The following is a 23719-nucleotide window of genomic DNA, read 5'->3' as shown; positions in this document are numbered from 1 at the left end:
CAACCGAAGATATCCAAATACGTTTCAAGTTATAAATAATAGTCCAAAAGATTTATGTTATTTCTTCCAAAACCGTTTTCAAATGGTATAATAGGTAACTGTAATGAGAATGATGTATTAGTAAACTGGTAGAAAAGCCATGTGTACGGGAGTAATAATATAATAGAAAAGGTGAGATAAGTGAAAGTTAATTTAAAGCATCCAGAAACGAATATGGTTAAAACAGTGAAAGTGGGTTTTAGCTGGACAGTATTTTTCTTTAGTTTTTTACCTCCTCTTTTTAGAGGAGATTGGAAATGGGGGATTATCATATTTTTAGCTGCATCTTTTACCTTCGGTTTTACTGGTCTTATATTCATGTTTATTTATAATAAAATTTATTTGAATGAGTTATTAGAAAAAGGATACGTAGCTGTGGATGATCTTTCTGAAACGATTTTAAAAGATAGAGGGTTTATTGCAAGTTAAGTAATGATATTCCTAGGATAAATTAAGTCACCATAGCGGTGGCTTTTTCTTATGCTAACAGTAATTTTCACTAGTTAGCCGGGGTTTTTCAAACTATTATTTATGATAGGTTCTACACCAGCGTGTCCCTATGAACCAAGAATAATTAGTTAATAAAATCGTATAATATCTTCCAAAATAGTCCTCGATAGAATACATAATAAAAATACAAGAGGTAATAAGATGTTTTATAGCATAGGGGTCTACACATCTAAGTTAAAATTTAGTAGATAATTAAATGTTCCATGGAGGAAACTGAATTAAAACTTACATTTCATACATATTTATCGATTCGAACGTACCCAACATTCATCCAGAATGATTACATTGGCAAGTCCAATTAACATATTTGTACAAACTATTTACTTGCATTTTACATACATAATAGTAGATAGATAATTAATAAGGTTTGGGGAGTAATAAATGAAATTCATTTTCAAACTTTTGAATAATATCGCTAAGTATCTACTAATATCATTCTTCTGGTGGCTAGTGATTATATATACATTAATAAAATAGGGGGGCGACAAGATGTTACATAGATAAGACGATGAAACGGATGTAATTTGATAGGAAGTTATAGTAGAAGAAAGGAAAAAATGAAAAAACGCGCTTTCAAGCGTGCACGTTTTCTCATTGTGGTGGAGATATATTCAGGCTTGTATCTTGTTATCTTTTTTTAGTCTGTTTCAAAATTCTTTTAATGAATAAGTATAAAAATGATAGAACAACGAAAATTAAGAAAAAGACGATGAAACCCCAGAGACCTATGGCAGCATCTTGAAATTCCATATTCCCTCTACTAGTTAACGCCTGTTGTATTTCAATTGCAAAAACCAATACTACCATGACGGTGAATGTATAAATGAAAGAGAGTATGGTAATGCCAAATCTTAGTCTTGAAATGATGTTAGATAAAACTAGTACAAAGATGAATATGATAATCCCAATAATGCCCATTATCCAAAAGTGTAGATCTTTATCCGTAGCATTTAAGTTTAGTGTATCACTTACAAATATCAGGATGAAATCATGAATGTTATTGATGATCTCGGTTAAAACCAGAATAATTTCCTTCAAATAGTGCACCTCCAATTTCTAAATTATAGCAGGTTGTAATTTCATAGAGAAGGAATAAGGATATAAAAAGGGTACATCAAACAGATTTTAATAGGATTACCAAATTCAATTTATTTTATCATTGCTTAAATAGAGGGAAGGTGTAATATCTTAAATATGGGCAGGACGAACCGTTTTGATATGTATATTTTATAAATAACAAGCAAGCTTTGGGGGAAGAAATATGAATCGTGAAAACCAACATATTTTAAATGTAATCGATTTTATAAAAACGGGACATAACACTTGTTTCGTGAAAGTGGTAGGATATGATGCGGATGCACAAGTGGAGTTTGAAGGGGAAATCAAGTTTGTTCGGGAGAGACCATTTGGAGATTTGATCCATCCAGAAAGGTCACAGCTAACGCCTTCCAGTAGAGAATTTGTTAGGGATAATTTGATTAATCGGTATAATAAAGGTGAATTTAACTGAGCAGAAAATATTGTGACCTTCTCATATTCAAGGATTTCACCTACGAGAGTGGTATAAAGCCATTCTTTATTTAGGGATTGTCTTGTACGCCTAAGAAACAGACATCAACACGTACTCTTGTCACCATTTCCCACTAATTATATAAGCAACTTGTCCACACACTCCGACAAGTACATGCATATAATTTAGTAAGGAGGAGATAGTTATGAGTTCAAATTGCTGCTTTGTGAAGAAATGCTATGAGGAGAATGACCCTTATTCAGTCTGGGTTCCAAAAAGACCTTGTTCTTGTAAAAAGAATAAAAAAAGTTGTTATTACTACTAATATCATTTCATCATTAGGTGAATGAATATTTTTTAGGGCAGTTCTTGGACTGCCTTTTTACTTGGATTAAAAAAGACTATTTTGTAAGATTTTTTGCGAAGGAGCTAAAATTTTGTAGTGAAGAAAAAAGCACCTTACCTACGGGTATTGTGCTTTTATTTGTATTATTTATCCTTTAATAATTGCCTGCTTTGAAGGATAATTTCCCTATTTTTATTGATGGCTTCCACATTATTTAATTTAATATGATCGTTAAGGTTTTCATGATCTTCCATATATTCAAGTAGTAATTCCACAGACTTATCCAGCAATTTCTCCATCTGGATATCCCTTTCTTTGGCTAAACGAGTGAGTCGCATGTTTAAATGAGAAGCCAGCGTAGTATCAATTGGATCTCTACTTTCACTCATTTATATTCCCCCTTAAACTTTATTACTTCTATTATATGTTGGTAAGCATTGGATGGCAATGCAAATTATTATTGGTCTCTTCTACAATCAAAGGGGGGAGTTAGCCTTGAATGGACAGTTATCAATCTCTGATAGTATAGTTTCCAAAGAAGGCCAATAGTCAGGTTGAAATCAAACCGTGGAGGATCCAAAAGATTCGTTTAAAATAGAAATTCTATAGATAAAAACCACTCTGCTTTTTTAGCGGAGTGGCTAGAATGATATTTTATAAAATGAAATCCTTTAAAATATAAGCCATAAATCCTTAATTTTTACTTTTTGTGATAACAATTGCGGTCGCAAAAATGCGAGAAATTATAGTTATATTCATACTGTTGGCGTTAGGAAACCAAAATTTCAAACTCTATATAAAATCCCCTCAATACTCTCCAACACTCTTCTTACTAATCCGCTCCACAATCTCCATCAAATCATCCGGTCTATGAAATTCAATCGGGGAAACACCTTTATCGAACTGAATCGTGTCGGCTTCTATCATTAATACATACTTCCCATTAATTTTGCCTAAATGAATGCTTTCCCCGAAATCGGCTAGAAGGCCTTTAACGGAGGTACTGCCTAGCTTCATTCGCAGTTCGGCCTCAGGTGTATGTTCGACGATTTGGGCGGTTGCTTCGACGACCTGGTGGGTTTCTAAGCGTTCCTGGATTTCTCGTTTTTCACTTGATTCCCAGATTTCGAGGTCTTGCTCGAATTTCTGCAGTTCGTCGCTGTTTTCTTCGAATTGTGCTGATACATGTTCATGGACCATATGGATGACCTGGTTTTTCATGATTTCTGGCATGGATTCCCCGTATTCTACGAACTTAAGGAAATCCTCGAAGTAGCGGGCATGTGAAGCCTGATGGATTTTCAGTTCACCTTCTTCGACAATTCCTTCTTCGGGCATGAAGGGGTACTGAATCGATTTCATATTTTTTGTGGTAATGGCCATTTCCACATGTCGAATTAATGTTCGTTCGTCGGAAATGGAAGCGACTTTTGGCTCGAAATCACATTTCAATAGAAAGATGAAAGGTTCATCAAGATATTGCGTCAACTTAGCCGAAGCAATAAGGAAAACCCCGCCACGTACAGCACTTGTATCTATATAAGATTGGGCAAAAAGTTCATTTTCCTTTTGAAACTCTTCTTTTGATCGTGCATATCGGACTCGATTGAATGCATTGTAATTTGGGTTTGAGTCGAGCGCATGACCTTCTTCTACTATAAATGAACCGATTTTCGTCGGAATTTGTTCAGTTTTAGGATGACGGTCCACTTTTCGTTTGGAGATTTTCATCAATTCACCATCTAGAAAATCCTTTAAAGGACTATCTTCATATTCCTGGGTATCAAGTGTTTGAAAGTGTTTAAAACGTTTGTCCGCCTGATCGCCTTTTCCTTCGACTTGTATTAAATAAAAAGACAGATAGGTAATCGCAAAATCCATGAAAGTCACCTACTCCATTATATATATTTCCTCTTTTAAGACTTAATAAGTATAGAGATGCCAGTCTCATCCGTCAATATTAATCTAGTCACCTTGAACATGGTATTAGGACATTATGCTCCGAAGGTGAGCCCTGTAATGAAGTAAATTTATATACATATTACTAGTGAAAGTTGCCTTATAATTAAGAAATATCAAATGTCTAATATTTTGTGAGTATATTAATAGTGTATATAAATCTTGTAAGCTTTAATGAAAATAAGGATAGTATTCTTTAAAAATTATACTATTACAATAATAAAACCATTGACGGGTAAAAGGGTAATGCGTATAATTTGAAAGTCTGATAATTCAGGATTTGTTGAGTTTTGTCGAAATTTATCTTAACTAAACAATATTTTTAGCCATTCTATTATTTACTTATTGAATGTTTTTTATTTTTTATGGAGGAGAAAAGATGAACATTTTTAGAAAGAAGTCCATCGAGGACTTATTGAACACAGGTTCCAATAACAATGGTTTGAAGAGGGAGCTAGGTGCTTGGGATTTAACGATGCTAGGTATAGGCGCCATTATTGGGACAGGCATTTTTGTATTGACGGGTACTGGAGCGGTCCACGCCGGGCCTGCACTATCCCTTTCATTTGTCATTGCAGGTCTAGCTTGTTTATTTGCCGCTCTTTCATATGCTGAATTTGCATCCTCCGTTCCAGTTTCGGGTTCGACTTACACTTATGCTTACGCAACACTTGGTGAATTCGCTGCTTGGATTATCGGGTGGGACCTAATTCTTGAATATCTCTTGGCAGTTAGCGCGGTATCCGCCGGTTGGTCTGGTTATTTCCAATCGTTCTTACATGGAATCGGGATTAACTTACCAGAAGGGATTACTGCAGCACCTGGTTCTATTGAAGGCACCACAACGTATATGAACCTTCCGGCATTTTTAATCGTCATAGCAATCACGTTATTAATTTCCCGAGGTACCAAAGAAACCAAACGAGTGAATAACATCATGGTCATCATTAAATTGATTGTTGTAGCATTGTTCATCATTTCATCTATTTTCTATGTGAAGCCAGAGAATTGGCAACCATTTATGCCATTTGGAATAAGTGGTGTGTTTTCAACTGCCGCATTGATGTTCTTTGCGTTTATCGGATTCGATGCAGTAGCTTCCGCAGCTGAAGAAACGAAAAATCCCGGAAAAAACTTACCCCGAGGAATCATTGGTTCATTGATCATCTGTGTTGCTTTATATATGGTTGTTAGTTTAATCATGACTGGTGTGGTACCGTATGCACAATTCGGAACTGCGTTGGATCATCCAATTTCTTTGGTTTTACAAGTTGTAGGACAAAATTGGATTGCAGGATTCATTGATGTTGGAGCCTTTATTGGAATGACGACGGTCATCCTGGTTATGTTATTTGGACAATCCCGTATCATGTTTGCGATGTCTCGTGACGGTTTAATGCCGAAGCCATTATCTAAACTGCACAAGAAATATAAAACACCCTATGCCGTTACTTGGATGTTCGGAATCATTGCCGCGTTGCTTGGTGCATTTATTCCATTGAGTGATTTAGCTGAGTTGGTCAATATAGGAACACTAACGGCGTTTACTATGATATCCGCTGCAGTCATCGTATTACGAAAAATCAAACCAGATTTGAAACGTGCTTTTTATTGCCCATGGGTGCCTCTCGTACCAGGATTAGCAATCGTTTTCTGTGTGTTTCTGATGTTCCAATTAGGGAGCCATACATGGATTCGTTTCTTGATTTGGATGGTCCTCGGTATTATCGTGTACTTTGTATATTCACGAAAACACTCCAATCTGAATCAATAAATCGTAAAAACACTCTTACGGAGTGTTTTTTTTAGGGCAATACCAAAAATAGTCCTAAAGTAATGTGAAAATATGTTCAAAAATGAGGAAATTTTCATCAAAATAGCTTAATATTAACATAGAATATGACTTACTATCATAAATCGAAAGCAGATATCCGGAGGCAAGTCTTAATGAAAATCATATGGAAAAATAACCTTACCAATGATATTGATTATATGAAGTATAAGGATCAAGTTGGTATACAAATTAAAAACCATTCAGGTGTGTTAACCCAAATAGACATGATTCATTTAACTACAAAGGATCTCTGTGTTATTCGTTCATTACAGGACGATGTGAAGGAACATATTATTAAAATTGTAGACAATTTCTACAGAAACTTAGAAAAGGAACCCTCTTTAATGCAGGTGATTAATAAGCACAGTTCTGTTGATCGGTTGAAGACGACGTTACACCATCATATGTTTGAAATGTTTAGTGGTTGTATCGATGATGAATATATTAAACAGCGTTATATCATTGCACATGTCCATGTAAGGATTGGCTTGCAGCCAAAATGGTATCTGAGTGCATTTCAGGATTTGCTTCAGTCAATCATTCTCCAAGTGATGACTCATATCAAGGACATAGAACTATACCAGGACACGATTTTGGCTGTCACAAAAATCATGAATTTAGAACAACAAATCGTTCTAGAAGCATATGATCTTGAAAATGAGAGAATTCGCCAACAAATCCAGGGTGATAAGGAAATGATTAAACAACAAGTCAATCGGAATGCAGAAGAATTGTCTGCCATCAGTCAACAGACTAGTTCCGCCACTCAATTAATGGCGGATAAAGTAATGGATATCCAAGTTGTTACCCAAAAGGGATCCGATACCGCCATCAGGACAGAAGAGCAATCCAAAGAAGGGGTTGAACTTTTAAAGGGGCTCGAAAAAAGGATGGTTAAAACCCAAGAGCAAATAATTATTATCTCAAAGGATATGGAGCAGCTATCCAATACATCCAAGGAAATTGAAAGAATTGTATCAATCATTACTTCAATCGCAGAACAGACGAATCTTTTAGCTTTGAATGCAGCAATTGAGGCAGCTAGAGCAGGTGAACATGGTAAAGGCTTTGCGGTGGTGGCTGGTGAGGTTAGAAAGCTATCGGAAAACACGAAAAAGTCCGTTACTGAAGTGGCAAAATTGGTAAACGGAATAGGGGACTTTACAAATGTGATGAATACATCCATTGCTGTCGTGAGTGATGAAATTATTCAAGGTACGCAACAAGGAAAGGAAACTGGATTATTTTTTACTGATATTGCGGAGGCCATGCTGTCTGTCAAAGAGCAAAACATTAAAGTCGCCAAAGAAATGAACGAGCTTAACGAAATATTCGATGGAATCAGTAAAGCGTTCGATCAAGTGGCGGTATCCTCTGAGGAATTAACAACAATGACAATGAATTTATAAGATCATGATAGAAAAGATACGGAATCTGCTAGATTCATTCCTTTTTGACCAATAGCGTGTAAAAGGGAGGGAGTGAATCATGAAATGTATACCCCTCTAAAACGCTTTTTTAGAAAAGTATTCTTAATTCCTTCTTTTTTTGGGAATGAGTGAGTATAGGTGCTACCTAGTAAGGGGACTAAATTAAGAATAGAAAAGTCTCAAACATTAACTTGTAATAATTTCAGATTAATGTTATATTAATAAAGCGATGAGCTAATTTGTGTAAGCCGTAGAACATGCTTTTAGCTAAACGTCGGGATGTGGCCTGACGGTTTTGCGCCACAAACGCATCAAGACGCCTGCTGCGTGCAGGCGTCTTTTTCTATGCATTTTTCTATTTAATGGACTCTTTTTTAGCAGCTTGTACGTCTTCTTTGAAATCGGCTTGTATATCATCGGTGATCCCTTTTGTGGCATCCTTGAACTCACGAAGCGAAGTGCCGACAGCACGTCCAATTTGAGGAAGTTTACTTGGGCCAAAGACCATTAAAGCTAAAAGAAGGATTATAATTAAACCAGGTATTCCAATATTTGAAAACATAGATAGTCACCCCTAAAAATATTGATATCTAATATTATAGACTTCACACCGTCAATTGCAAAGGTTAATTACTATTAATTGTAAGCCTTGTTTGCTTATAATCTAAACATATTGCCTCCATATTATTCTCTGCTTGCAAGCTAAATTGTTTGATTGTTCGATTCCCTCATCATAACTTTACCTTCCTACCATATTTTGTGTTACCATTAAATTACATGATGGATAAAAATATTGGATTGGAGGTGTTTATGTGTCCAGTACACTTATTTTTACCCCGCTCAGTTATGTGGGCTGGGGGTCATTGAAACAACTTATTCCTCAAGTGAAGAGGTATGACATCTCCAGTATTCTGATCATCACGGACCCGGTGCTTATAAAAATAGGGGTGACGAATAAGATTACTCTCCCATTGGAAGAAGCAGGGTATCAAGTTCAATTATATACAGAAGTGATTCCTGAACCCCCTTTAGAATCAGGAGAAAAACTGGTTAGCTATATAAAGGAGCATCCATTCGATCTTATCATTGGTCTAGGTGGTGGCAGTGCTCTGGATTTAGCGAAACTGGCTGCGGTTCTTGCTGTTCATGAAGGATCTGTGGCAGATTACCTGAACCTAACGGGAACACGGAAGATTACTGCAAAAGGGATTCCCAAAATATTAATCCCAACCACAGCGGGAACGGGTTCTGAAGTAACCAATATTGCCGTGCTTTCTCTTGGAAACACCAAGGATGTTGTGACCCATGACTTTTTATTGGCGGACGCTGCCATAGTGGATCCAGAACTGACCGTATCCGTGCCACCACATATAACAGCTGCAACAGGTATCGATGCCCTAACTCATGCAGTAGAAGCTTATGTTTCCGTCAATAGCAGCCCTACGACTGAAGCCTTATCATTACACGCTGTCAGGCTCATTAGCAAATCTCTTCGTACTGCCGTTCATGATGGGCAAAATCAACAAGCAAGGACAGACATGAGCCAGGGAAGTTATATGGCCGGCCTTGCCTTTTTTAATGCTGGCGTAGCGGGAGTACATGCACTTGCCTATCCACTAGGTGGCCAATTTCACCTATCACATGGTGACTCCAATGCCGTCCTGCTTCCGTATGTTATGGGCTATATTAGAAAAAGTTGTACGAAAAAGATGGCTGACTTATTAAATGCCATGGGTGGAAGCTCAGTTTATTTATCCGAAGAAGAGGCATCCCTTAGATGTGTTGAAGAAATTAAAAGATTGGTGCAAGATATAGGGATCCCAACTACATTAGGTGATTTCGATATTCCTAAAAATGCAATAGACAAGCTGGTGGAAGATGGAGAAAAGCAAAAAAGGCTTTTAGCGAGAAGCCCCTTGCCACTTGGAAAAGAAGATATTCTAACCATCTATCAATCCGCCTTTAATGGCCGTATTACTGAACCTTTATAAAATTTATTGCATGAAATGTAGTGGATGGAAATTTTTGACCTTGCAACTTAAGATAACATTAGGTATTATAAATACATAAGCTGCGTTGTTCGTAATGATAATTAAGTTTTAACCTTTAAGCTGTAATAGGGAGTTTTATATCAAGGTTGGAATGTTATGCCTCGTCACTGACTTGGAAAACAGGAAAATTTTTGCAAACACCCACTTTGAGGAGTGGTGGTTTAAAACTTTCTTACTGAAATACGGCAATGGCGGCTTTATAACTTTTACAATTTGAGGCCAGTCCCTTATGGGGGCTGGTCTTTTGTATTTGTACCATTTAATTGGGCGAAGGTTAATAAACAGAGGCAATGTTATATAATAAAAGATTTTAGAGGCGTTATTATAGGGCAGTATTCAAAGAGTTAATTTCTATGTAAAATCTCATAAATGCTTTAAGTAACTCTTTTTTCCTACATAATTCAAAAGTGCTTTTATATAAAGCGATAGTTGGAGGTAAACTTGCGGATCGTTTTGGTTCAAAAGTCGTACTCGTCTCCTTTTTAATCCTGGGGTTCCAGACACTCACGATGTTGAGCTTTAAACCAAGCATGTTCATGCTTTATTTGCTCCTAGCCATAGCAGGGGGAACGACAACAGGTACACAAATCATTACGAATGCCTATGTATCACAGTATTACCCATATGAAATTGTCCCTTCAGGTCAACTTCTTGGCCTTTGCCATTCCTTGTATTATCGCAGCGATAGCGATATGGTTCATACAAGAAAAATTCAGCAATGCAGCACTAAGTTCAGTAAAGAAAGTAAGTTAACAGAGTATTGTATGATTAGTATCACTTTAGAGTAAAACGTAATGATAAAATATCCGGTCAGTGTTATGATTAACTCTATCATTTCATTTGGAGGATAAAACATGAACATAATCGTATTTGGGGCTTCAGGTAAAACAGGAAAATTGGTTGTGGAGCAAGCACTAAATTTACAGCACGAAGTAACAGCCTTTGTAAGGAACCCAACTAAGCTGCAATTGAATCATCCGAACTTGCATATCATTCAAGGGGATGCTCTAGAAGAAGAGGCGGTACAAAAGGCCATATCGGGCAAAGATGTGGTCATATCATGCCTAGGCTCAAGCAGTGGGTTGGGAAAGACGACCGTTCTACATGAAATGACGCAGAATATTGTCAATGGAATGAAAGTCAACAATGTTTCAAGAATCATTTATATGGCGTCAGCGGGTATTGAAAAAGAAATCCCAGGATTAATTGGGAAGTTGACAATGAAGATGTTGGGGAATGTATTGGAAGATCATCGTAATGCAGTGGATGTTATTAAAGCAAACAATTTGACATGGACCGTGGCAAGACCGATGGGGTTATCTGATAATCCGCCTACTGGTTCGTATCGGGAAGAGCATCAAGGTGTACCAAAAGGAAGCCGTAGCATTTCCCGTGCAGATGTTGCCGATTTCATAACACGAGCACTCACGGATGATAAATATTTAAATCAATCTGTTGCTTTAGGAAACTAAAGGGGTTAATAGCCCTTTAGTTTTTTTAGTTTCTTGGTGCCCATAGGATGATGGATGCCCCGATTACACAAATGATAGCGCCAATCCAATCATATAAATCAGGTGTTTTCTTATCTATTCCCCATCCCCATAAAACCGATAATACGATAAAAACGCCACCATATGCTGCATATACACGTCCAAAAGTAGGGAATGTTTGAAATGTGGCAATTATGCCATATAAAATAAGTGCAATTCCTCCGGCCAATCCAAAATAAATGGATTTTCCTTCTCGTAGCCACATCCAGATAAGATATCCGCCACCAATCTCGGCCAGACCAGCCATAAGAAATATAAGGATGGTCACAATCATATGTATCCCTCACTTTCCTCATTGAATTCTATCATAACTTGTATAACGTTGGCAGACTTTGCTACCTATGTTTTAGGAGCATCAACTCCATCTCCTTTTCTTCGATCCATGGGTCATTCACTGAATTCTACCCAATGAATATTCAAATGAATTATTATTGGATTGCATTTCAAGTACAAAGGGTACTAGAACTAAAACGGAATCATAGTATCCTAGTTAAGGAGATGCAACCATGAAAACCAAATCATATGCTTATATGCTAGCCATATTGCATGCCAGCATTGTTGGCTTATCCTTTTTGTTTACAAAGATGGCAATCGCCGAATCGAACCCACTTGATACGTTGGCGTTCCGTTTCAGCATTTCTTTCGCCGTTATATTAGTTCTGGTCGCACTAAAAGTAATTAAGGTGAGCTATACAATTGAGTCAATCAAAAAACTGCTTCCATTATCATTAATGTTTCCCACCCTTTTCTTTGTCTTTCAAACTTTCGGACTTAAATATTCCCAATCCACGGATGCCGGAATCTTATCGGCTATCACCCCAATCATTACAGTCATCATTGCGGGATACTTTCTAAAGGAAAGAACCTCTCTTTATCAAAACATCTCTATTGTTTTATCGGTAGTAGGGGTCATTTTCATTTTCCTTATGAAAGGAAGTACGATGAATGCCTCTGATTTGCTCGGTATGGGATTAATCCTTCTATCTTGTTTAGCGACAGCAGGATATACGACGATGACACGGTCCTTGGCAAAGGAATATACGCCTGGTGAAATGTCCTTTTTCATGATGGGAACAGGTTTCATCCTTTTTAACCTGGCTGCAATCATATCTCATATGAGCAAGGGAACGATGCCGGAATTCATTTCACCATGGTCAAGTATGGAATTTGTCGGTTCTATCTTATATTTAGGAATCTTGGCTTCGTTGGTCACGTCGATGCTTTCGAACACGATATTATCAAAAATCAAGGCTTCTCAAATGAGTGTCTTTGCAAATCTATCGACAGTGGTGACCATTATTGCAGGAGCACTCTTTCTTAATGAAAAAATTACGATTTTCGATATAGTGGGTTCAGGTTTAATTATCCTGGGCGTGTTCGGTACCAACTATTTTGGGGAGAGGAAAGATCACCCTATTAAAATGAAACTTCATTTTGATGAGAAAGAGCATAGTGTAAAATGAAAAAATCAGCTTATCCTCAATAAAGGGATAAGCTGATTTTATTTCCACCATATTGTGTCAGGGAATTCCATTCCGCCAATGTGAACAGGCTCGCCGATTTTTGGGGTGGCTACTTGTACGGTTTTTTCCTTGGCAGCTTTTGTCACCCTTTCAATGGGTTCTGTCCAATCATGAAGAGATAAAGTGAAGCCTGCCCAATGAATGGGAATCATTAGTTTTCCTTTTACGTCGATAGTTGCTTGGACCGTTTCTTCAGGCATCATATGAATGGTAGACCATCGTTCATCATACTGTCCGCATTCCATTAATGTAAGATCGAAGGGACCGTATTTTTCGCCGATTTCTCTAAAATGTGTGCCGTACCCGCTATCACCGCTGAAAAAGACCTTATCTTCTTTTCCGTATATCACCCATGAACACCAAAGTGTAGAATTTCTATCATTTAAACTTCTCCCGGAAAAGTGTCTTGCTGGCGTACAAACTAAATGGAGTCCGTCGTAGAATACTTCATCCCACCAGTTGTGTTCCTGTATCTTTTCCTTCGATACACCCCACTTCACCAAATGGTCTCCTACCCCTAGGGGAACAATGAATTGACCGACCTTATCTTTTAATTTCTTTATGGAATAGTAATCTAAATGATCATAGTGGTCATGCGAGAGAATGACAGCATCAATCGGTGGAAGGTTTTCCAAATCGATTGGCAAGTCACCGCTAAATCTCTTGTTTCCAAACACCGGAAAAGGAGTAGGGGCTTTACCAAACATTGGATCCACCAATAAAGTTTTACCGTCCAACTCAAGCATGAAGGCTGAATGTCCATACCAGGTGATTTTATTGGCGTCTTTGTATGATCGGACCGTCGAATCAATCAAAATGGGAACGGCAGGTCGTCTGTTTGGATTTCCTTTCATATACTCCCGAAGTATGGAGCCAGTATGTTTAAGGCTCATCATCTGACTCGCAGGAATTTGATTGATGAATTGCCCATTCTTAAAATTTTCTTTCGTACTGAAGTTTTTGATTCTTTTCTTTGATGCACGTCTTCCTAGTGGAGGATAAAGACTTATAAAAAGTATCCCGGTTAATAGGATGGACATGAAAATTCTTAACGTTTTCAGCATATATGTTCCTCCTGAATATTTAGGGATTTATTCTGAACTAATCATAACATAAAAATTGGTAATCACTCACTGAAGTGGTTCTGAATGAAACGCGTGAGGGTCGCTGTTCAAGTGCAAATGTAAACAGCAATCCTCACTTATACTTTCTCTTTGCTTGCAGGAAAAAGAGGGAGACATCCTGAATATAATTTATATAAGAATTATAGAAGCTGAAAAAAGGGTAGGAGGATAAAAACAGTGTTGATGTTTTTCAGAGTCTTTGTATGGGCCGTATTTATTGCATTATTAGTTTATGTGGTTTTATCCTGGAGGTATAAAGATAAAATCAGCATGAAAATAGAAGCCATTCGAAAAACATGGTATGTCATTTTCATATTGGGGGCTTTAATATACTGGAGTTTTTATCCGACGAGCATTTTTGATGAGTGGAAGAATTTCCTCATTGTCGCCGTTCTGTTTGTGCTGATAGATATGTTCGTATTTTTGAGCATGTATATATCAAAAATTGGCGATAATGAGCTCTCCTATGCAACTAAAGCGGTTGCGGAAAGCGATAAGTTATTATCGGATAATCGGGAAAAGGTCAAAAATATGTTTTACCTTTTGAAAAAAGAAGGGATTCCGGAGTTTTATCAGACGAATGAGGAATACCTGGCCTACTTGCATATCATGCTTCAGGCTTATGCAGCCAAGGAAGGGATGAATGTCAAAATTATTCCTTTTAAAACGGAACAAGACAAGAACTTGATGTTAAAAGCTTACCCGACCTTGTCTGGAAGTACGATCCGTGCTACATTGGAAAGAGAAGATACGTATTACAATGATGAAGAGAAAATGGCGCTTCAGCCCGTTAATGTTTTGACATTTCCTTATATTTTAGAGATAAGATCGGAAAGCTTCGTGTCAGAAGTGGATTGTTTATTAATAGCATTATTGATCATGATGTTTGATATGGTCATAAAACAAAATTAAGGGGAGTTGGTTAAATGAGCATTTATGATAAAGCTGGAAGCAATGTTTCCGTCGCTGTAATTAAACCCCAGGTCAAAATTCCCGATGTGGCTTTAAGTCCACATACAAAAAAGGTGATGAAACAAAATGAACGTGTTATCCTGAACCATAAAGAAAAGACAACACGTTTGAACAAATTGAGGGATGTCCTCTAGAAAGAAGGAGGCTTGGGATTGATGATATTTTAAGGGCACCTGCATATACTATTTTATAATGATAAATAGGAAGGGTCCTTTAGATATGAACAAAAAACCTGTGAGAGTAGACATCCCAGCCCCTTCAGCATCGCCATCCGAAAACAGGATACATAAAAAAAATGCTGAATTGTTGAATGTTTTACGTAAGTTGAAAACGAAACGTTGGTTTTTTATACGGTAATTCAAAAAAGTGTGGATGATTACAATCATCCACACTTTTTTGAATTACGAATCAAGTAGGATAATATTCAATATGTTTTTTGCCTTCTTTAGCAACATACATAGAATGGTCCGCTTTTTTCAGTAACGTAACCATGTCGTCCCCATGGACCGGGTAAACGCTTATCCCCATACTTGCAGAAATCAAATGTTCTTTCCCACCGACTTGAATAGGCATGGAAGATAATTGTTTTAAAAGGAGTTCGGCTGTCTGTTTTGTGCTTTTTATTCTATCCTCAGTGCGTAATAAAATAACAAATTCATCCCCACCAATTCGAGCGACATAACTATTGTCAGGTGAAGATTTCAAAAGACACTCCGCGGTCCTTTTAATGACACTATCTCCAAAATCATGACCAAAAGTATCATTGAAATATTTAAAATTGTCGAGATCGATATAAAGGAGGGACATTTCGTTATAAATTTCATCCTTATTATATTCAAAATAGTTATAAATGTAGTTACGGTTATAGAGACCAGTCAAAGAATCCCTGATTATTCCATTCTCGATGTTGACCGTTTGACTGATCAGCGATGCCAAGGAGCTAAGTAGCACTACATCATACTCTTTAAATTCATAAGGTTTAATATCGAATGCACATAATGTTCCGATGATTTTATCCTCATTTTTAATAGGAGCACCCATGTAGCATCCATTTTTAATCCTATCCAATATGGGGTGATTACATGTCAGGGTACTATTTTTTATATCGTTAATAACTACGGGTTCCATTTTATTCTCGACGACCAGGTTACAAAGAACTTCATTAAAGGGTATGGTATCGCCGGTCTTGATTAGATTTGCTTTCCGATTGAAGGACTTGACGATAAAACTTTGGGATTGATCGAAAACCGTGAGCACGAATGTATTGACTTTAATCGTATGCGCTAGTAATTCTAAGACTTCGTTAGCGATGGAATCAAAATTCTTGTAGTAATTAATGTCGTGGTGAATCATTTTCTGAATCCCCTTTCCATAAGTCAGGTTGTTTGATGGGTTCTATATGGGTGATTTATCATGGGTTGAATCTATTTATATAAATGACGGTATGTTCGTCGCGTTAGCTCATTGCTAATTCGAGGTTACTATCACGAAAAATGGATACAGTTTTGCTTGAAATTTGTTAGTATTAGTTTAAACCATCATTATAAATGTAGAAGTTACATAGCTTATTGTAGACAGAGTCACCATTTACTGTACATGTAATGGAAGTAATACCATTAATCTATCATACATGTCATATTTTATCACTATTTGCATCATAGCACTTCCTTTGTGCTTTCTCACAGTTCCGATAAAATGGCTTATCGTGCTGATTTTAAAAAAAATTTTGGAAAGGATAATAAATAAGAAGATTCAAAAGGGGATTATCATGGGAAAATTAGAAAATATACACCCACTTTCAATTGAACAGACAAAGCAAAAATTACTCCAAGATATCGACCGCTATGTAGAAAATAAAGATGTAATGCCGACCTTTGAAACATACCTTTCAGATCGGATGTCTTATATCGAACAGATTTGGATGAATGTTTGGTTAAATAAAGCGTCCAATGACGTTCCGAGAAAAGAAAAGAAAGTATTTTTAAAAGGCAGGGGATTCGTTACAGAAGGGACAGATCATAAGCATATCAACCATTTGTTTCGAAATGAGTTAAGGACGTATCACCCTTTTGATACAATATCCTGGCTGGAGGAGACCTTTTCCGAAAACGATCAAGATTGGGAACAGAGATATGTGAACGCAAGGGAAGTCTTCTTTAAAAGGCAAGAGGAACAAAAGCTAGCACATAAGCGATGGCTGGTACAGGAAAAGCTTGAAAATGAAGCGTACACTTTTTTAGAAAATAACTCTCTGCTAGTTTATTTACATGTCCGTTATTATATATCAGGCAAAATTGCCACTGATCTTCTTAATAAGCCGAAATTTCAGTCTGTAGAACCGTATCTACTTGAAGAACGGTTGATTGAGGAGGGATCATTCGAATCTACCGATTACCTTATGGTGACTGATTTCTTCGATGAACTGACGGGGGATATTCATTCTACTTTTGATTGGGGTAAAAGTCGTTACGAGTATGAAAATTATTTCTATCGTTATGAACGGTTGGTATTAGACTTTATCTTTGAATATATACCTAAAAAGGTTCTTGAGAACTTGACTACAGAAGTGTTGAACGATTATTCAGAAACCTTAGGGGATATCGTCACCCCGGAGATCCTTAAAGAGTTACTTCAAGAGGATTTGACAGATTTGTCACAGGCTTGTTTCGACGAACTTCAAGAAGAATACCTATCTGACTTACTGAAGCTTGCCCAGATTCCCTTTGATGAATCTGTTCATCAAGAGATTTTTGAAAGGGACGAGGCAACCAGGGAACGAAAAAAAGCAGAAGCGCTGGCAGAAGCTGCTCGAAAGAAGGAAGAAGAGAAAAGAATCCTTGACGACATTTTTGGAAAGGCCTATACACCATCATTAGGACTAAAGGTCAAATACATTTTACACATTGGAGACACGAATACAGGAAAGACACACCAGGCCCTGGAGAAAATGAAAAAGGCCGAGAGCGGATTGTATCTTGCACCACTTAGGCTTCTTGCTCTGGAAGTGTTTGATAAGCTGAATGCAGACGGTGTGCTTTGCTCATTAAAAACGGGAGAAGAAGAAAAGCTGGTAAATGGGGCACAGCATATCTCTTGTACGGTTGAGATGTTTCATGAGAAGGACTACTATGATGTAATTGTCATTGATGAAGCTCAAATGATAGCGGACAAGGACCGTGGATTTTCTTGGTATAGAGCGATTACGAAAGCAAATGCAAAAGAAGTACACATTATAGGAAGTAGAAATATTCAAAAGATGTTGCTGAATTTACTTGATGAAACGGATTTGGAGATTTATGAATATAGTCGGGAAATACCGTTAGAAATAGAACCGAAAGAATTCGAATTGAAAAATACCAAGAAAGGGGACGCCCTTATTTGCTTTTCAAGAAGGCAAGTACTCGAAACGGCCTCACGTGTGCAAGCTAGTGGGCATAGGGTCAGCATGATTTATGGGAGTATGCCACCAGAAAACAGAAAAAGGCAAATTGAGCTTTTTAATCGGGGGGAGACATCCGTCGTTGTTTCAACTGACGCAATTGGGATGGGATTGAATTTACCGATTCGCCGCATCGTTTTTCTTGAAAATGAGAAATTTGACGGGACGAGAAGAAGAAGGCTGACTTCTCAAGAAGTAAAACAGATAGCAGGGCGTGCTGGAAGAAAAGGGATTTATGATACGGGTAAAGTAGCATTTACGGGCGACATAAAAATCATGAGGAAATTACTTGAACAGGTAGATGAGCCGGTTCAAACCTTTACGATTGCCCCGACCTCTGCGGTATTTGAACGGTTTCAGAAGTACTACAGGAATTTAGGGACATTCTTTGAGTTATGGGAAAAGTTCACTCCGCCAAATGGAACAAAAAAAGCATCACTTTCGGAAGAGCGGGAGCTTTATGAACTGATCCGTGAGACTGAAATCGAAGCTCGTTTTTCATTAATGGACCTATATGGTTTCCTGCATTTACCTTTTTCGGCAAAAGAACCTCGCCTTATTCGCCAATGGCTAGAAACCATAGAAGCAATTGCTGAGAGTAGCGAACTTCCCGATCCCTTTATAAGGACTAGGAACTTAGAGGAGTTGGAACTATCTTATAAAGCAATAGGTCTTCATCTTTTGTTTCTATATAGGATGGGTAAGAGAACCGAGGCTGTCTATTGGGAACGGGTGCGGGAAGAAATCAGTAATGGCGTTCATGATCAGTTGAAAGATGAAATAATCAATTATCAGAAAAAGTGTAAGCGCTGTGGAAAACAGCTTCCAGATACCTCGCGTTTTCAAATATGTGACGCTTGTTATCATAATGGCCATAGAAAAAATCGAAAATATTAAGGAAATAATAAAGAAAAACCCCGGATATGGTACACCTTTACATGGTGGCAGATATACGGGGTTTTTGAGTTGAATTCATTTTTTTCGATTGGACTTTGCAATCAAGGCAGCTTGATGCTTCATTCGATTATCCGCTTTTTTGTCATGAACAACCAAAATGGCATGAATTAGGCCTGGAACGTAGAAAAATAAGGTGAGAATCAAGTTAAGCAAGGCTTGAATTGGTTTACCGGCCAATAAGACGGCTAGAGGAGGAAAAAGAATGGCGATTAAATATAGAATATTGATCACTCTCCAAAATTAAAAGTAGATACCCCTAATATAACACTTAACCTATTTCGGTGCTATGAATGGGGTTGGGAATTTTCTATAGAGGTCCCACTGTCGCGTAAAGCCTTCGAATGAAAGTTCTTGATATGATTAGGGAATTGCCTGGGAAATGGGAAACCAAGATATTTGACCCATTAGAAAAAGATATGGACAACATATCCATAGGATAGGGATATATGAAACAGAGCCACTTGCGTTACTAGTTATTTCAATGAAGTGAGCAATCAGCCTCCATTCACTTTATTACGTATCTGTTCAAGGATTAATTCCAACTCTTCAACAGGAAGCTCTGCAAGGGAACTTTTAATTTTTTCTTCAACCCGTTTTCGGTCAAGCTCGCGGTATTGATCCCACCATTCCCTCAAACCATCCGTATTTTCCAATAAGTACTCGATGTCAATTTCTTCTTGCTCGTCGTCGGATAAATACCTCATGACGGCTCCTAATAATCGATTGAGTCGAGTTACCTCGTTTTCTTTCTCTTTCTTATCTATAGTTGATACTTTTTTCCCCTTATCGTTCTCACCGGAAACTTTTTGATTTGCCATGCACATTACCCTCCTGTTTTAAGACTAGTATTCCTAAAATAGCCAAGTTTAATAACTTTGAGGATGGAGGGATGCAAAGTATGAGAATTCAAGTGAAATGCCAACCAATAATTTTAGCATGAACCTCGGTAGAATATATTATTTGATCTTTCAACTCAAAGTATAGTTTAAATAAATTAACATCAATCATTAGGAAGAAAAAAACAAAATTATAAAGGGATAGAGCACCCTATCCCTTTATATGAAGTTATGCTGCAAGTTTCCTGCATTCTTCTGCACACGTTAAGCAAGCCTGGGCACATTTCTGACAATGTTCATGATCATGCTTTTTACATTCATTCCCGCAACTTTCACAAATCTTAGCACAGGTAGCTGCCAATTCAGAAACGAATGGTGTATTTCTTCCTAATGCTTGTTCCAAGTATGAACACATATCCGCGCATTCTCGATCCAAGCGGATGCACTCGGCCATCATCTTTACGTTCTCTTCTTTTAAGCAAGCATCAAAACAATGGTTGCATGCAGTCATGCATTCGTGCAAAGTTTGAATGACTGACTGATAATTTTCGTGTGACATAAGTAAGTTCCTCCTTAATGGTTATCTCATATTGTCTACATCTATTTCCTTAATAACAATTTTCAAAACATGAATAGCCAAACAGATAAAGTACAGACATAGTCGAACATAGCAAAAAATCCAGGTTGAGAAGAACAGGGCAAGCAAAATCTTTTAACGGAATGAATAGGGAAGCTAGTGCATAAATTTAAAGAAAAGGAGGTTGCTTGCATGTATATTAAATTAAGCGTGGCTAGTGTTTCCGGAGCTGTCGTCTATTTGATTTATAATTTAAACAAGACGCTTCGAAAAGGAATGGGTACGCTTGAGGAAACCAATAAAACCCTAGAAGAGGTAAGAAAGGCGGTTCATGGGTTAACAGATGAATCCAAACAATTAATCCATACCGCGAACCAAATTACCGTTGATGTAAAAGGGAAAATGAGTAATGTAGATCCGTTATTGGAATCGGCCCAAGATGTTGGCGAAATGATTCATAACGTCACCAGTACCATCAAAGAAGGAAGCAGGACCGATTCAGAAATTCCTTCAAATCCGACTGCTCCTAATAACCAGCCAGAGGGAGTACACATCAAAATCAAATAAAAGATTTCATATTAGGACCATGCACCCCGAGAATTACTAACATATACATCTAAACTACGGCAATATGCATGTAATGAATTTTTTGAGTTTAAGGGGGATTTTTTCATGGTTATGGAATATAGCGTCGCAGCAATCGCATTGGCTTTCATTTGGTTGGTTGTTTTCTTGATTGGTACATTACAAAAAGTGATGGTGACGTTAGGGGAGGCAAATAAAACATTGATTGATGTGAGAGGAGCGATACAGGACCTTTCATCCGAATCAAAACAACTTATTCATACAGCGAACGATATCACTGTGGATGTGAAAGGGAAGATCAAAACAGTGGAACCATTATTCGACTCGGCCCAAGACGTCGGGGAAGCCATTCATTCAGTGACGGATACGGTTAAAAAAGCTACAAATACCTATAATACAAAGCTTTCACCCAAAAAAAGCAATCCTACTAAACCCAAAAGTAATATTAGATAGCACAAAATCTTCTTCTTATTCTTTCTACATACATCTCATTTACCTCATAGAACAAAAAAGACACTTCCAAATTGGGTAGTGTCTTTCCTTTATTAATCTCATTATTTAATTGTCCAATCTTCTTCTATGGATTTAATTGAATGAATAACCCGTATTAGAATCTGAGACAAGAAAGTTTATTTGTAGCCACTCGATTAAGTGGATTAATTATTTCTCGCTTTTACTACTCGAATCGTTACCATTGGCTTTGGAATCATTGCCATGTTTGACGCCCTTACTTACGTACGGCTTGGCACTCTTTTTCTTATTGGCTCCCGTTTTCCAACGATTCCAACCCTTCTTGCCCGTACCTGTTCCTGTTCCCTTACCTGTTCCACTCTTAGCTTTAGCCTTGCTCATGAAATCACTCCATTAATAGTCTATGCTTAGTTTAAACCACATTGCTTGATTAATACCCAAGTATGTTGAAATATACATCAAATAGCGACATAAGTACAGGAAAAGGGACAAATATTTTTCAAAATCCTTATAGATCAGTTTCTGGAAATAGGTTACGTGTACAAGCATTAAGCAAGATGGTTGGGATTTTGAATGACCAAATTGTCCAAACAATCCATTATTAATAAACGTTTTGTTTGGATTTCGTCAACCAGAGGCTTATCCCGATTTTTTTACAGATGGTTAAGTAATGCATTAATGTAATTAAAACAGCACCTGTATTCATACCCAAGATAACGCCTTCCATATTAAGGACAGCTTGAGATCCAAGAATATACATTAGGGTAAAGGAAACAATATGAGCCCACACGGTATGGATGAATGCATCTTTGACGAGACCTAATCCAATGAGGTAGGCTTGCATCGGTATGATGAAAAAGTGGAAAAGGAAATAAGGACAAAGCATTTTCAAATAAAGAGAAGCTGTTGTGGAAGAAAAGAAGAGTGCTGTCAGAGGTTCCGCAAATAAATAGATAATGAGTACGGCTGGGACTCCATACATAACCGTAAACCACATTGATTTTTGTAACAGGACTCTAAGCTTTTCTTTATCCTGATTTTTGTGAGCTTCCGATACAGTCGGAATAAGCATGATCATTAGAGAATGAGCAATAAATGCCGGAAAGAAACCTATAGTCATCGCGACACCCGTTAACATCCCAAAGTGCTCGGTTGCAAGAACGGCACCAAACCCTGCTGAAAGAAGCGCAGCATGAATAAGAAAGGGTTGAATGGCATTAGTGATTGCATGAAAGATTCTAAGTCCCATAGTTGGGAGGGATACCTCCAAAAGCTTTTGTCGGGCATGTTTACCTGTGGTCCTTAAATTCGTACCACGGCCCATGATCCGAACTTGAAGGATCAGTATGCTGATCAAGTATAAGAATACAAGAAATTCACTTCCTACCAATACGAAAAAGGCCATTAGCAAAGACTTTTCCTGGTTAAATTGAAACAAGTTAAAGATGACGAGCAACAGGCCGAACTGAAAAATCTTCTTTAAAAAGTTTGAGATTGCAATTTTGTTCATTTGTTGTACACCCATAAAATAACCTCTTGCAATCGAGGAAAATGCGACGATAGGTATCAAACCGATCAGCATCCATTTTATATATGGGTGAAACCCGTCCATTATTGAAGAAAATGAAAGGATAAAAGGAAGGATGATACACATGATCAGCACGACCACAGTTGCCAATTTGAAGGCATGAAGCAGTAAATTATAATGTAATGCAGGTTTGTTTTCAGCGACAAACTTGGCAATCGAAACATGCAATTCAAAACTGGCAATTACATATATCAGAAAGAATACAGGCAAAATGGACATGTAAAGCCCCATGCCTTCCTCTTGTAGTTCCCTGGCGAGAATCATGTTTACAAAAAACTCGATACATTCACCAAAAAACGCTGCGACTATCAAGATGAGCGTTCCTTTATAAAAAGATTGCATGCTGTCACACTCCTCAAAAGGTGTTTGTATAAATATATGAGACAGGCACCGGAATATTCATATTGAAGGATGACAT

General features: G+C 37.5%; 25 protein-coding genes and 1 other RNA gene. 14 read left to right on the top strand and 12 right to left on the bottom strand.

Annotated features, from left to right (window positions below; translation table 11 throughout):
• The first annotated feature begins 180 nt into the window (after positions 1 to 180).
• Positions 181 to 468 carry a hypothetical protein gene (locus tag ACIQXH_RS07215; protein ID WP_402872776.1) on the top strand — a complete coding sequence of 96 codons (288 nt, stop codon included), beginning with the start codon at positions 181 to 183 and terminating at the stop codon, positions 466 to 468.
• Positions 469 to 1176: 708 nt separating this feature from the next.
• On the opposite strand, the gene ACIQXH_RS07210 is transcribed toward ACIQXH_RS07215, so the two are convergent.
• On the bottom strand, positions 1177 to 1587 hold the full coding sequence (locus tag ACIQXH_RS07210; RefSeq protein ID WP_402959076.1) for a hypothetical protein: 411 nt from the start codon (positions 1585 to 1587) through the stop codon (positions 1177 to 1179).
• 223 nt (positions 1588 to 1810) lie between these two features.
• Between ACIQXH_RS07210 and ACIQXH_RS07205 the strand changes: the two genes are divergently transcribed.
• Complete coding sequence (locus ACIQXH_RS07205) at positions 1811 to 2059, top strand: hypothetical protein (RefSeq protein ID WP_402872778.1); 249 nt, start codon at positions 1811 to 1813, stop codon at positions 2057 to 2059.
• A gap of 489 nt (positions 2060 to 2548) precedes the next feature.
• Here the strand turns inward: ACIQXH_RS07205 and ACIQXH_RS07200 are convergent, their stop codons facing one another.
• Together ACIQXH_RS07200 and ACIQXH_RS07195 are read right to left on the bottom strand one after the other, a co-directional pair.
• Positions 2549 to 2794 (bottom strand): hypothetical protein, encoded by a 246-nt coding sequence (locus ACIQXH_RS07200; RefSeq protein WP_402872779.1) that lies wholly within the window; start codon positions 2792 to 2794, stop codon positions 2549 to 2551.
• Positions 2795 to 3212: 418 nt separating this feature from the next.
• Entirely contained in the window at positions 3213 to 4286 is a 1074-nt protein-coding gene (locus ACIQXH_RS07195) for a DUF3900 domain-containing protein (RefSeq protein WP_403080131.1), read from the bottom strand.
• 457 nt (positions 4287 to 4743) lie between these two features.
• Between ACIQXH_RS07195 and bcaP the strand changes: the two genes are divergently transcribed.
• Both bcaP and ACIQXH_RS07185 read left to right on the top strand, forming a co-directional pair.
• Positions 4744 to 6138: a branched-chain amino acid transporter BcaP gene (gene bcaP / locus ACIQXH_RS07190; RefSeq protein WP_402989426.1), complete on the top strand. Its 1395-nt coding sequence runs from the start codon at positions 4744 to 4746 to the stop codon at positions 6136 to 6138.
• A 173-nt stretch (positions 6139 to 6311) separates the two neighbouring features.
• Positions 6312 to 7607 carry a protoglobin domain-containing protein gene (locus ACIQXH_RS07185; protein ID WP_402959497.1) on the top strand — a complete coding sequence of 432 codons (1296 nt, stop codon included), beginning with the start codon at positions 6312 to 6314 and terminating at the stop codon, positions 7605 to 7607.
• Between the two features lie 376 nt (positions 7608 to 7983).
• On the opposite strand, the gene tatA is transcribed toward ACIQXH_RS07185, so the two are convergent.
• Entirely contained in the window at positions 7984 to 8190 is a 207-nt protein-coding gene (gene tatA, locus ACIQXH_RS07180) for a twin-arginine translocase TatA/TatE family subunit (RefSeq protein ID WP_402872789.1), read from the bottom strand.
• 250 nt (positions 8191 to 8440) lie between these two features.
• Here tatA and ACIQXH_RS07175 point away from each other — a divergent pair, with 250 nt between their 5' ends.
• From ACIQXH_RS07175 to ACIQXH_RS07160, 4 genes are all read left to right on the top strand, one after another.
• Positions 8441 to 9619: an iron-containing alcohol dehydrogenase gene (locus tag ACIQXH_RS07175; RefSeq protein WP_403080129.1), complete on the top strand. Its 1179-nt coding sequence runs from the start codon at positions 8441 to 8443 to the stop codon at positions 9617 to 9619.
• Between the two features lie 74 nt (positions 9620 to 9693).
• Positions 9694 to 9881: non-coding RNA, 6S RNA (gene ssrS, locus ACIQXH_RS07170), on the top strand.
• Positions 9882 to 10086: 205 nt separating this feature from the next.
• The gene (locus ACIQXH_RS07165; RefSeq protein WP_403080127.1) at positions 10087 to 10467 is read left to right on the top strand and encodes a hypothetical protein; all 381 of its coding nucleotides are present in this window, start codon (positions 10087 to 10089) and stop codon (positions 10465 to 10467) included.
• Between the two features lie 66 nt (positions 10468 to 10533).
• Entirely contained in the window at positions 10534 to 11151 is a 618-nt protein-coding gene (locus ACIQXH_RS07160) for an NAD(P)-dependent oxidoreductase (protein WP_403080125.1), read from the top strand.
• Positions 11152 to 11176: 25 nt separating this feature from the next.
• Here ACIQXH_RS07160 and ACIQXH_RS07155 read toward each other — a convergent pair whose 3' ends face one another.
• Entirely contained in the window at positions 11177 to 11503 is a 327-nt protein-coding gene (locus ACIQXH_RS07155) for a YnfA family protein (RefSeq protein ID WP_402872798.1), read from the bottom strand.
• Positions 11504 to 11735: 232 nt separating this feature from the next.
• Here ACIQXH_RS07155 and ACIQXH_RS07150 point away from each other — a divergent pair, with 232 nt between their 5' ends.
• Entirely contained in the window at positions 11736 to 12692 is a 957-nt protein-coding gene (locus ACIQXH_RS07150) for a DMT family transporter (RefSeq protein ID WP_402872801.1), read from the top strand.
• Between the two features lie 38 nt (positions 12693 to 12730).
• Here the strand turns inward: ACIQXH_RS07150 and ACIQXH_RS07145 are convergent, their stop codons facing one another.
• Entirely contained in the window at positions 12731 to 13816 is a 1086-nt protein-coding gene (locus ACIQXH_RS07145; RefSeq protein ID WP_402872804.1) for an MBL fold metallo-hydrolase, read from the bottom strand.
• Between the two features lie 243 nt (positions 13817 to 14059).
• On the opposite strand from ACIQXH_RS07145, the gene ACIQXH_RS07140 reads away from it, so the two are divergent.
• Together ACIQXH_RS07140 and ACIQXH_RS07135 are read left to right on the top strand one after the other, a co-directional pair.
• A complete protein-coding gene (locus tag ACIQXH_RS07140; RefSeq protein WP_402873209.1) occupies positions 14060 to 14788 on the top strand; it encodes a type II toxin-antitoxin system SpoIISA family toxin in 729 nt (242 codons plus the stop codon).
• A gap of 14 nt (positions 14789 to 14802) precedes the next feature.
• Positions 14803 to 14982 (top strand): hypothetical protein, encoded by a 180-nt coding sequence (locus ACIQXH_RS07135; RefSeq protein WP_402872807.1) that lies wholly within the window; start codon positions 14803 to 14805, stop codon positions 14980 to 14982.
• A gap of 274 nt (positions 14983 to 15256) precedes the next feature.
• On the opposite strand, the gene ACIQXH_RS07130 is transcribed toward ACIQXH_RS07135, so the two are convergent.
• On the bottom strand, positions 15257 to 16201 hold the full coding sequence (locus ACIQXH_RS07130; RefSeq protein WP_403080123.1) for a sensor domain-containing diguanylate cyclase: 945 nt from the start codon (positions 16199 to 16201) through the stop codon (positions 15257 to 15259).
• A gap of 415 nt (positions 16202 to 16616) precedes the next feature.
• Here ACIQXH_RS07130 and ACIQXH_RS07125 point away from each other — a divergent pair, with 415 nt between their 5' ends.
• The gene (locus tag ACIQXH_RS07125) at positions 16617 to 19184 is read left to right on the top strand and encodes a DEAD/DEAH box helicase (RefSeq protein WP_402872812.1); all 2568 of its coding nucleotides are present in this window, start codon (positions 16617 to 16619) and stop codon (positions 19182 to 19184) included.
• A gap of 75 nt (positions 19185 to 19259) precedes the next feature.
• Here ACIQXH_RS07125 and ACIQXH_RS07120 read toward each other — a convergent pair whose 3' ends face one another.
• The 3 genes from ACIQXH_RS07120 to ACIQXH_RS07110 all read right to left on the bottom strand — a co-directional run bounded on the left by ACIQXH_RS07120 (position 19260) and on the right by ACIQXH_RS07110 (position 20639).
• Complete coding sequence (locus ACIQXH_RS07120; protein WP_402873212.1) at positions 19260 to 19466, bottom strand: YqaE/Pmp3 family membrane protein; 207 nt, start codon at positions 19464 to 19466, stop codon at positions 19260 to 19262.
• A 272-nt stretch (positions 19467 to 19738) separates the two neighbouring features.
• Positions 19739 to 20062, bottom strand: coding sequence for a hypothetical protein (locus ACIQXH_RS07115; protein ID WP_402959509.1), 324 nt, complete (start codon positions 20060 to 20062; stop codon positions 19739 to 19741).
• 247 nt (positions 20063 to 20309) lie between these two features.
• On the bottom strand, positions 20310 to 20639 hold the full coding sequence (locus ACIQXH_RS07110) for a four-helix bundle copper-binding protein (protein WP_402959511.1): 330 nt from the start codon (positions 20637 to 20639) through the stop codon (positions 20310 to 20312).
• A 210-nt stretch (positions 20640 to 20849) separates the two neighbouring features.
• Between ACIQXH_RS07110 and ACIQXH_RS07105 the strand changes: the two genes are divergently transcribed.
• The gene (locus ACIQXH_RS07105) at positions 20850 to 21224 is read left to right on the top strand and encodes a DUF948 domain-containing protein (RefSeq protein ID WP_402872818.1); all 375 of its coding nucleotides are present in this window, start codon (positions 20850 to 20852) and stop codon (positions 21222 to 21224) included.
• Positions 21225 to 21329: 105 nt separating this feature from the next.
• Positions 21330 to 21695, top strand: a complete 366-nt coding sequence (locus ACIQXH_RS07100) for a DUF948 domain-containing protein (RefSeq protein ID WP_402872821.1) — start codon at positions 21330 to 21332, stop codon at positions 21693 to 21695.
• Between the two features lie 207 nt (positions 21696 to 21902).
• Here ACIQXH_RS07100 and ACIQXH_RS07095 read toward each other — a convergent pair whose 3' ends face one another.
• Positions 21903 to 22094: a DUF3934 family protein gene (locus ACIQXH_RS07095; RefSeq protein ID WP_402872824.1), complete on the bottom strand. Its 192-nt coding sequence runs from the start codon at positions 22092 to 22094 to the stop codon at positions 21903 to 21905.
• A 220-nt stretch (positions 22095 to 22314) separates the two neighbouring features.
• Positions 22315 to 23643, bottom strand: coding sequence for a polysaccharide biosynthesis protein (locus ACIQXH_RS07090; RefSeq protein WP_403080121.1), 1329 nt, complete (start codon positions 23641 to 23643; stop codon positions 22315 to 22317).
• Between the last annotated feature and the right edge of the window lie 76 nt (positions 23644 to 23719).

It is taken from the genome of Peribacillus sp. NPDC097225 (assembly GCF_044761955.1).
In the GTDB taxonomy this organism is placed as follows: Bacteria; Bacillota; Bacilli; order Bacillales; family DSM-1321; genus Peribacillus.
This window is presented reverse-complemented; position numbering and strand designations above follow the sequence as displayed.

Excerpts from the sequence above, each read along its gene's own strand:
- ACIQXH_RS07110 (WP_402959511.1), bottom strand. The coding sequence starts at position 20,639 with ATGTCACACGAAAATTATCAGTCAGTCATTCAAACTTTGCACGAATGC.
- ACIQXH_RS07095 (WP_402872824.1), bottom strand. The coding sequence starts at position 22,094 with ATGAGCAAGGCTAAAGCTAAGAGTGGAACAGGTAAGGGAACAGGAACA.
- tatA (WP_402872789.1), bottom strand. The coding sequence starts at position 8,190 with ATGTTTTCAAATATTGGAATACCTGGTTTAATTATAATCCTTCTTTTA.
- ACIQXH_RS07160 (WP_403080125.1), top strand. The coding sequence starts at position 10,534 with ATGAACATAATCGTATTTGGGGCTTCAGGTAAAACAGGAAAATTGGTT.
- ACIQXH_RS07150 (WP_402872801.1), top strand. The coding sequence starts at position 11,736 with ATGAAAACCAAATCATATGCTTATATGCTAGCCATATTGCATGCCAGC.
- ACIQXH_RS07155 (WP_402872798.1), bottom strand. The coding sequence starts at position 11,503 with ATGATTGTGACCATCCTTATATTTCTTATGGCTGGTCTGGCCGAGATT.
- ACIQXH_RS07145 (WP_402872804.1), bottom strand. The coding sequence starts at position 13,816 with ATGCTGAAAACGTTAAGAATTTTCATGTCCATCCTATTAACCGGGATA.
- ACIQXH_RS07195 (WP_403080131.1), bottom strand. The coding sequence starts at position 4,286 with ATGGATTTTGCGATTACCTATCTGTCTTTTTATTTAATACAAGTCGAA.
- ACIQXH_RS07205 (WP_402872778.1), top strand. The coding sequence starts at position 1,811 with ATGAATCGTGAAAACCAACATATTTTAAATGTAATCGATTTTATAAAA.
- ACIQXH_RS07135 (WP_402872807.1), top strand. The coding sequence starts at position 14,803 with ATGAGCATTTATGATAAAGCTGGAAGCAATGTTTCCGTCGCTGTAATT.
- ACIQXH_RS07090 (WP_403080121.1), bottom strand. The coding sequence starts at position 23,643 with ATGCAATCTTTTTATAAAGGAACGCTCATCTTGATAGTCGCAGCGTTT.
- bcaP (WP_402989426.1), top strand. The coding sequence starts at position 4,744 with ATGAACATTTTTAGAAAGAAGTCCATCGAGGACTTATTGAACACAGGT.
- ACIQXH_RS07115 (WP_402959509.1), bottom strand. The coding sequence starts at position 20,062 with ATGGCAAATCAAAAAGTTTCCGGTGAGAACGATAAGGGGAAAAAAGTA.
- ACIQXH_RS07200 (WP_402872779.1), bottom strand. The coding sequence starts at position 2,794 with ATGAGTGAAAGTAGAGATCCAATTGATACTACGCTGGCTTCTCATTTA.
- ACIQXH_RS07105 (WP_402872818.1), top strand. The coding sequence starts at position 20,850 with ATGTATATTAAATTAAGCGTGGCTAGTGTTTCCGGAGCTGTCGTCTAT.
- ACIQXH_RS07100 (WP_402872821.1), top strand. The coding sequence starts at position 21,330 with ATGGTTATGGAATATAGCGTCGCAGCAATCGCATTGGCTTTCATTTGG.
- ACIQXH_RS07140 (WP_402873209.1), top strand. The coding sequence starts at position 14,060 with ATGTTTTTCAGAGTCTTTGTATGGGCCGTATTTATTGCATTATTAGTT.
- ACIQXH_RS07185 (WP_402959497.1), top strand. The coding sequence starts at position 6,312 with ATGAAAATCATATGGAAAAATAACCTTACCAATGATATTGATTATATG.
- ACIQXH_RS07130 (WP_403080123.1), bottom strand. The coding sequence starts at position 16,201 with ATGATTCACCACGACATTAATTACTACAAGAATTTTGATTCCATCGCT.
- ACIQXH_RS07125 (WP_402872812.1), top strand. The coding sequence starts at position 16,617 with ATGGGAAAATTAGAAAATATACACCCACTTTCAATTGAACAGACAAAG.